We start from the raw sequence: 6,000 nt of genomic DNA, 5'->3' as shown, positions 1-6,000 counted from the left end.
TTGCGGGGCTTTTTTATTGGCTGGATTGATCGCTGAATGTATTGACTACCAATCAGCCACCAAGCCAGATCAACGTTGTTGCGGCTCAGCGACGAAGATTTCTACGCGACGATTACGGGCACGGTTCGCCTCCGTGGTATTCGCTACCAGCGGCTCATGCGAACCACGGCCGTCAATGTTGAAACGTCCCGGCGAAACACCGCGCGCTGTCAGGTAATCACGCGTGCGGGCGGCACGCTCCATCGACAGCGGATTGTTGATGGCATCGCTGCCGGTACTGTCCGTATGGCCGATGATGGTCACATTTGTTGCCGGATTCTCGTTCAACGTAGCAGCAAACTTATCCAGCACCGCACGGAAGTTTGGCTGGATATCGGCGCGACCGGTGTTGAAAGAGATATCGCTAGGGATTTCCAGCTTGAGACGATTGTCCTGTGTCTGCGTAACTTGCACGCCTGTGCCTTGCGTTGCCTGCTCCATGGCGCGTTTCTGATTTTCCATGCGCGTCGACCAGACGTTGCCGATCACAGCACCCAGGCCGGCACCGATTGCAGCACCTGCAGCAGTACGACCGCCACCGCCACCTCCCGTTGCTGCACCGAGGATACCGCCAAGACCGGCGCCCACACCGGCTCCTGTTGCCGTGCCACGCTGCGTTGCCGACATGTCCGCACAACCTGCTGCGGCCAGAGTCAAGGCCAGTGCACCGATAGTTAATTTACGCATATTTGCTTCCTTCTTGTTCTTTATAGTATTGATAGCAACCACAGACGGCCATCATCGTGCGACATGTTATTCAGCGCACTTGAACGTCCGGATTGAAATTCTGGAATTGAAATTTTTATTCGCCGTCGGGGGTAGAAATTTCCTCGCCCTCGGACAGACTTTCCGCACCGCGCGCCCTGTCTTGCCGGCGCGTCAGATAGTAAGCGAACGCCGCACCTGCGCTGATGACGGTGCCGTACAACAACGGCTTGCGCAGGTAGCGCTTCGACAGCAGCGAAATGCCTCCGATCAGCAACGGCGACAGCGATTGCAGATTGCCGCCGCCTTTGCCGGAGAACGCACCGCTGAATGTCGATGACACCGCGCCGACGATGCGATTCATTGCACCTTTGGCCAGCGACTCGGCATTCAGATTGGCGCGCACGTGACCGCGCCCCTCCAAAATACCAATACGGAACAGCGCGCCTTCAGCAAGCAATCTACGTTTGCGCTCCTCCAGGGGGACATCGGGTTTCCAGTCGTTTTGCGCCATGATTTCCCCTTATAGCAACGCGTCGCGGTCTTTGCGCAGCTCCGCCATTGTTGCTGGCAAGGACAACTTACCCTGACGCAAAATGGTGTACGCGTAACCGATGATGGCGGCCGTCACCACGGTGAAAAAAACGCCGAACGCGATGAGTACCTTCCAGCCCCACGAATCCCATGCGAGGTAGACCGCCAGCGCCGTCCAGAACGCGACCGCGAACCACAATGCGATTGCCGCAAGCGTAAACAGCGTCAGGAACTTGATCAGATTGCCGCCGATTTCAGACAGCTCCAGAGAAGCCAGTTCGATGCGGTTGATAATCAGACCCAGAAGATTCCTGGCGATACCCAGCAATCCGGCCGTCAATCCGGGATTGGCCGGCGCGGCGTGCTCTTGTTTGTGATCCATGTCAGTCCCGGTCGGCGCTGCGTTTATTTGCTGCGACCGATGACCAGGCCGACCAGCAAACCAACACCGGCAGAGATCGCTACGGCACGCCATGGATTTTCATGGACGTAGTCGTCAGTGCGGGCGGCGACTTCCTTGCCCTTTTCGATGGCGACGGCTTGCGCATTCTGGGCGGCCTCAACAGCGGCTTCCAGCATGGTCAAGCCTTTGCTGCGCAACTCATCGGCTTTGTCGCCGGTGGCAGTTGCAGCTTCACGGAATAATTCTTGCGCATCTTTGACCAGAGTTTTCATATCGTTTCTCACTGTTTTGTAGGCGGATTTTGTCATGGGGAAATTCTCCTTTTATTAAATGCTCAAGTAGTGCAAAACCTTGCAGATGGCCGCCTCAACGGTCTCAAATCCAACAATCGACCATCAATGAAGCGTGATCCTGAGCATCGCGTCAGGGACAACTCGCCGGTTTGACGACATTGCACACTGCCCGGTTTGCGGTTTTATACGCAACACTGGTAAAAACTCAGCAATGCAGGCTCTTTGATAGCTTCTCTCTATATAAGTTTCTCAAGCGGCAAAACATTCAATTCAATCAACATTATTAACGTCAGAAGCGTGTTTCACGCGCCGTCCGTAAAAAGCTGTCGAGAATAGGCATGCAATCGAGCAATTCGGGGCCACCGGCGCGATGGAACTCAGGATGCCATTGCAAACCCATGACAAACGGCGCCTTGCGGTAGCGAATCGCCTCGACGATGTTGTCGTTGCCGGAAACCGCTTCCACCGACAGATCGCGTCCCAGATCCTTGACTGCCTGATGGTGGATAGAATTCACCACGGCGCTCTGTGTATTCACCAGCGACGCCAGCGTCGATCCGGCTGGAAAGCTCAGTTCGTGATAATTGCTGTCGTACAAATCGTTGACGTGCGCAATGGCGGTCGGCACATCCGTCGCGATGTCCTGATACAGCGTGCCGCCGAAGGCGACATTGATCAGTTGGCAACCACGGCAGATGCCGAGCACCGGCTTGCCGGCCTCGATGAATTCATGCAACAGCTCAAGCTCGTACATGTCGCGCACGCGATCGCCGTTCCATTCCGGCTTGGTCGCAGCCTGCGCATAGCTTTGCGGCGAGACGTCGGCACCGCCTTGCAGCACCAGACCGTCCAGATGCTTGGCGTAGTCGCGCAGACGAATATTGCTGGGATGAACCAGGCCGTTGGTATTGACGGTGGGGATCATGAATACCAGCACATCACGCGACATCACCCATTGTGCGATGGACTCTTCAAGATATTGCAGGGTCTTGCCGCGCAAGCCCTTGGCGCCGGTTTCCGGGTGGAAGATACGTGCCGAGATGCCGATCTTGAGCGTGCGCTGCATGATGCGGCGACCAGCCTTGTCCGACATTGCCTTGAAACGCGCGGCCAGCAGCTTCCAGGTTTGCGCCCAGGGTGTTTCCAGAGGAGGCGGCGAAAATGACGGGTAATGCGGCGGTTGCGACGACTGAGGCTGCTGCGGCGAAGCTTGCGAGCCGGTTTGCGCGCCCGCCTGAGGCGCAGCCTGAGACGTGGAATCAACACCAGGCTGAGCCTGGCCTTGGCGTGGCGGTGGTGGAGAACTGGATTGATTGGCTTCGGAATCGCTAATATCGGACATGGCGGTTATGTAGGGTTGAAATCAATGGCGGTAACCAGGTGCAACGCCCGCGAACAGGATTGCCAAAGTATAAGCGCATTGATTTGTTTTGGGCATCTGGCGTCATCTTCCTGATACCCGCGTTGTGCAGCGAGCGGCGCTGTGTTTTGCCTCCCTCGCGGTTGCAGTCGTGTTGCTCTTATTAATCCAGACAGCAGATGAGCAATATATGTTCCAATCTCTCCTGACTTCTTTCATCTTCAGGCATGCTCCTACATGACCACTTCACGCATTCTTATCCTCTACGCGCACCCGGGTGGTGAACATTCCTACACCAACCGCACCATGATTGAAGCAGCCCGCAGTCTGCCGCAGGTGCGCGTCCATGATTTGTATGAGTGCTATCCCGATTTCCATATCGATGTCGAGTACGAACAGGCGCAATTGCACGAGGCCGATCTGGTCGTGCTGCATCATCCGATTCATTGGTACAGCATGCCCGCGCTACAGAAAGAATGGATCGATCTGGTACTGCAACGCGGATGGGCTTTCGGCCCCGGCGGCGATGCTCTGCATGGCAAAGACTTCTGGCTGGTCGCGACCACAGGCGGCGACGCCGACGCTTACCAGGCCGGCGGCCGCCACGGCCATCCGTTCAGTGATTTCCTGCCGCCTTATCAGCAAACCGCGCGCTTGTGCGGTATGCGCTGGCAGACACCGAACATCCTGCATGGCGCACATCATCTGAGCAAGGAAGCGCTGATCATGCACGCCGCCAATTACCGCGCCCGGCTTGACAGTTATCCAGACTGGCCGGCTACCGAGACATCAACATCAACACCATAAGACTACCGATCAAGATCAACGATACGACGACACCATGGAACAACAACTGCTCAATCCGCTGATCTACCTGCTGGCGGCGGTCATCGCCGTACCGATTGCCAAGAAGCTGGGACTGGGCGCCGTGCTCGGCTACCTGCTCGCCGGCATCGCCATCGGCCCTTGGGGGCTGGGTCTGATCAGCCAGGTCGAAGACATCCTGCACTTTTCAGAATTCGGCGTGGTGCTACTGCTGTTCCTGATCGGGCTGGAGCTCGATCCGAAACGCCTCTGGTCACTGCGTAAGCGCATATTCGGCTGGGGCGGCGCGCAAGTCACGCTAGTCAGTCTGGCGCTGTTCGGCGCGGCGCTGGCCTGCGGCATCGACTGGCGCGTGGCGCTGATCGGTGCGCTCGGCATGTCCTTGTCATCCACCGCGATTGCGCTGGCGACACTGGGCGAGCGCAAGCTGAGCGCCACACCGGCGGGCTCGGCGGGTTTTGCAATTTTGCTATTTCAGGATATCGCCGCGATCCCGATGATGGCGGCGGTACCACTGCTTGGCGTCGCCGTGGCACAAGGCAGCGGACAAGGCTGGCTCCATACCGGACAAGTCGTCGGCGTGATCGCGTTGCTGATCTTCGGCGGCCGCTTCCTGATCCGCCCTATCTTGCGCATCATCGCCAAGACCGACATGCGTGAAATTTTCACCGCCTTCGCGCTGTTGCTGGTGATCGCCACATGTCTGCTGATGCAATCGGTCGGCATGTCGATGGCGCTTGGCACTTTCCTCGCCGGCGTGCTGCTGGCCGATTCGGAATATCGCCACGCACTGGAAAGCGATCTGGAGCCATTTAAGGGTCTGCTGCTCGGCTTGTTCTTCATCGCCGTCGGCATGTCGGTCGACTTTGGTATTTTTCTTGAACAGCCATGGTTGATCCTCGGTCTCGTCGCAGGTTTCCTCGTTCTCAAAATTGCGGTGCTGTTCGGCCTGGCCAAGGCCTTCCGCATTCCACGCGACCAGCAGGTGTTTTTCTCCTTCCTGTTATCGCAAGGCGGCGAATTCGCTTTTGTGGTGTTCGGCGCTGCCGCCACGGCGCAGGTACTGACACCGCGCATTTCATCGATTCTGGTTGTCGTCGTGGCGCTATCGATGGTGATCACGCCTTTGCTGCTTCTTCTGCATGACCGCGTTCTGCTGCCGCGTCTGCTGGCCAAAGGAAAACGCGCCGAGGACGAAATCGAACCGCAAGACAATCCGGTCATCATCGCGGGTTTCGGCCGCTTCGGCCAGATCGTCGGTCGCCTGTTGCATGCCAACGGCATCGGCCTGACGATTCTCGATCATGATCCCGACCAGATCGAATCGCTGCGCAAGTTTGGCTTCAAAGTGTTCTATGGCGACGCCACACGCATCGATTTGCTGCGCACTGCCGGCGCCGACAAGGCACGTCTGCTGCTGATCGCCATCGACGATGCGCCCGCCAGCCTGAAACTGGTGGAAGCGGTGCAACGCGCTTTTCCGCATCTGAAAATAGCCGCGCGCGCGCGCAACGTCACGCACCTTTACGATCTGATGGATCGCGGCGTCACCGTGCTGGAACGCGAGACTTTTGAAAGCGCCTTACAGATGGGACGACAAGTGCTGCGTCAACTCGACTTCGGCGCCTACCGCGCGCATCGCGCGGCGATGAAATTCCGCGCCCACAATATCGAAACGCTCAACAAGCTGTATCCGCACTACAAGGATCAGCAGCAACTGGTTTCGATGGCTGTGCAGGCGCGCGAAGAGCTAGAAGCCATGTTCGCCAGCGACAAGGACGCCATCGCCAGCGGCGACAAGCATCGCTGGGACTAAGACGTAAAAAGGCCGGACAAAACAT

7 protein-coding genes are annotated in these 6,000 nt (G+C 57.5%); 2 read left to right on the top strand and 5 right to left on the bottom strand.

All coding sequences use genetic code 11. From position 1 onward, the window contains the following. Nucleotides 1-69 precede the first annotated feature (69 nt). The 5 genes from PQR63_RS08750 to PQR63_RS08730 all read right to left on the bottom strand — a co-directional run bounded on the left by PQR63_RS08750 (nt 70) and on the right by PQR63_RS08730 (nt 3,316). The gene (locus PQR63_RS08750; RefSeq protein ID WP_408167430.1) at nt 70-726 is read right to left on the bottom strand and encodes a YiaD family glycine zipper/OmpA-like lipoprotein; all 657 of its coding nucleotides are present in this window, start codon (nt 724-726) and stop codon (nt 70-72) included. A gap of 115 nt (nt 727-841) precedes the next feature. Continuing rightward, the gene (locus PQR63_RS08745; RefSeq protein WP_408167429.1) at nt 842-1,258 is read right to left on the bottom strand and encodes a hypothetical protein; all 417 of its coding nucleotides are present in this window, start codon (nt 1,256-1,258) and stop codon (nt 842-844) included. Between the two features lie 9 nt (nt 1,259-1,267). After that, entirely contained in the window at nt 1,268-1,660 is a 393-nt protein-coding gene (locus PQR63_RS08740; protein WP_408167428.1) for a phage holin family protein, read from the bottom strand. A 23-nt stretch (nt 1,661-1,683) separates the two neighbouring features. Then, a complete protein-coding gene (locus PQR63_RS08735; RefSeq protein WP_094562258.1) occupies nt 1,684-1,989 on the bottom strand; it encodes an ElaB/YgaM/YqjD family protein in 306 nt (101 codons plus the stop codon). Nucleotides 1,990-2,263: 274 nt separating this feature from the next. After that, nucleotides 2,264-3,316, bottom strand: a complete 1,053-nt coding sequence (locus tag PQR63_RS08730) for a gamma-glutamyl-gamma-aminobutyrate hydrolase family protein (protein WP_408167427.1) — start codon at nt 3,314-3,316, stop codon at nt 2,264-2,266. 255 nt (nt 3,317-3,571) lie between these two features. On the opposite strand from PQR63_RS08730, the gene kefF reads away from it, so the two are divergent. Both kefF and kefC read left to right on the top strand, forming a co-directional pair. Next, on the top strand, nt 3,572-4,141 hold the full coding sequence (kefF, locus tag PQR63_RS08725) for a glutathione-regulated potassium-efflux system oxidoreductase KefF (RefSeq protein ID WP_408167426.1): 570 nt from the start codon (nt 3,572-3,574) through the stop codon (nt 4,139-4,141). Nucleotides 4,142-4,175: 34 nt separating this feature from the next. Continuing rightward, the gene (kefC, locus tag PQR63_RS08720) at nt 4,176-5,975 is read left to right on the top strand and encodes a glutathione-regulated potassium-efflux system protein KefC (RefSeq protein WP_408167424.1); all 1,800 of its coding nucleotides are present in this window, start codon (nt 4,176-4,178) and stop codon (nt 5,973-5,975) included. Nucleotides 5,976-6,000: the final 25 nt, after the last annotated feature.

It is taken from the genome of Herbaspirillum rhizosphaerae (genome assembly GCF_046025915.1).
GTDB classification, from domain to species: domain Bacteria; phylum Pseudomonadota; class Gammaproteobacteria; order Burkholderiales; family Burkholderiaceae_D; genus Herbaspirillum; species Herbaspirillum rhizosphaerae_A.
This window is presented reverse-complemented; position numbering and strand designations above follow the sequence as displayed.

What these genes read in the sequence shown, in the direction of transcription:
- PQR63_RS08740 (WP_408167428.1), bottom strand. Translation starts at nt 1,660, where the DNA reads ATGGATCACAAACAAGAGCACGCCGCGCCGGCCAATCCCGGATTGACG.
- kefF (WP_408167426.1), top strand. Translation starts at nt 3,572, where the DNA reads ATGACCACTTCACGCATTCTTATCCTCTACGCGCACCCGGGTGGTGAA.
- PQR63_RS08750 (WP_408167430.1), bottom strand. Translation starts at nt 726, where the DNA reads ATGCGTAAATTAACTATCGGTGCACTGGCCTTGACTCTGGCCGCAGCA.
- PQR63_RS08730 (WP_408167427.1), bottom strand. Translation starts at nt 3,316, where the DNA reads ATGTCCGATATTAGCGATTCCGAAGCCAATCAATCCAGTTCTCCACCA.
- kefC (WP_408167424.1), top strand. Translation starts at nt 4,176, where the DNA reads ATGGAACAACAACTGCTCAATCCGCTGATCTACCTGCTGGCGGCGGTC.
- PQR63_RS08745 (WP_408167429.1), bottom strand. Translation starts at nt 1,258, where the DNA reads ATGGCGCAAAACGACTGGAAACCCGATGTCCCCCTGGAGGAGCGCAAA.
- PQR63_RS08735 (WP_094562258.1), bottom strand. Translation starts at nt 1,989, where the DNA reads ATGACAAAATCCGCCTACAAAACAGTGAGAAACGATATGAAAACTCTG.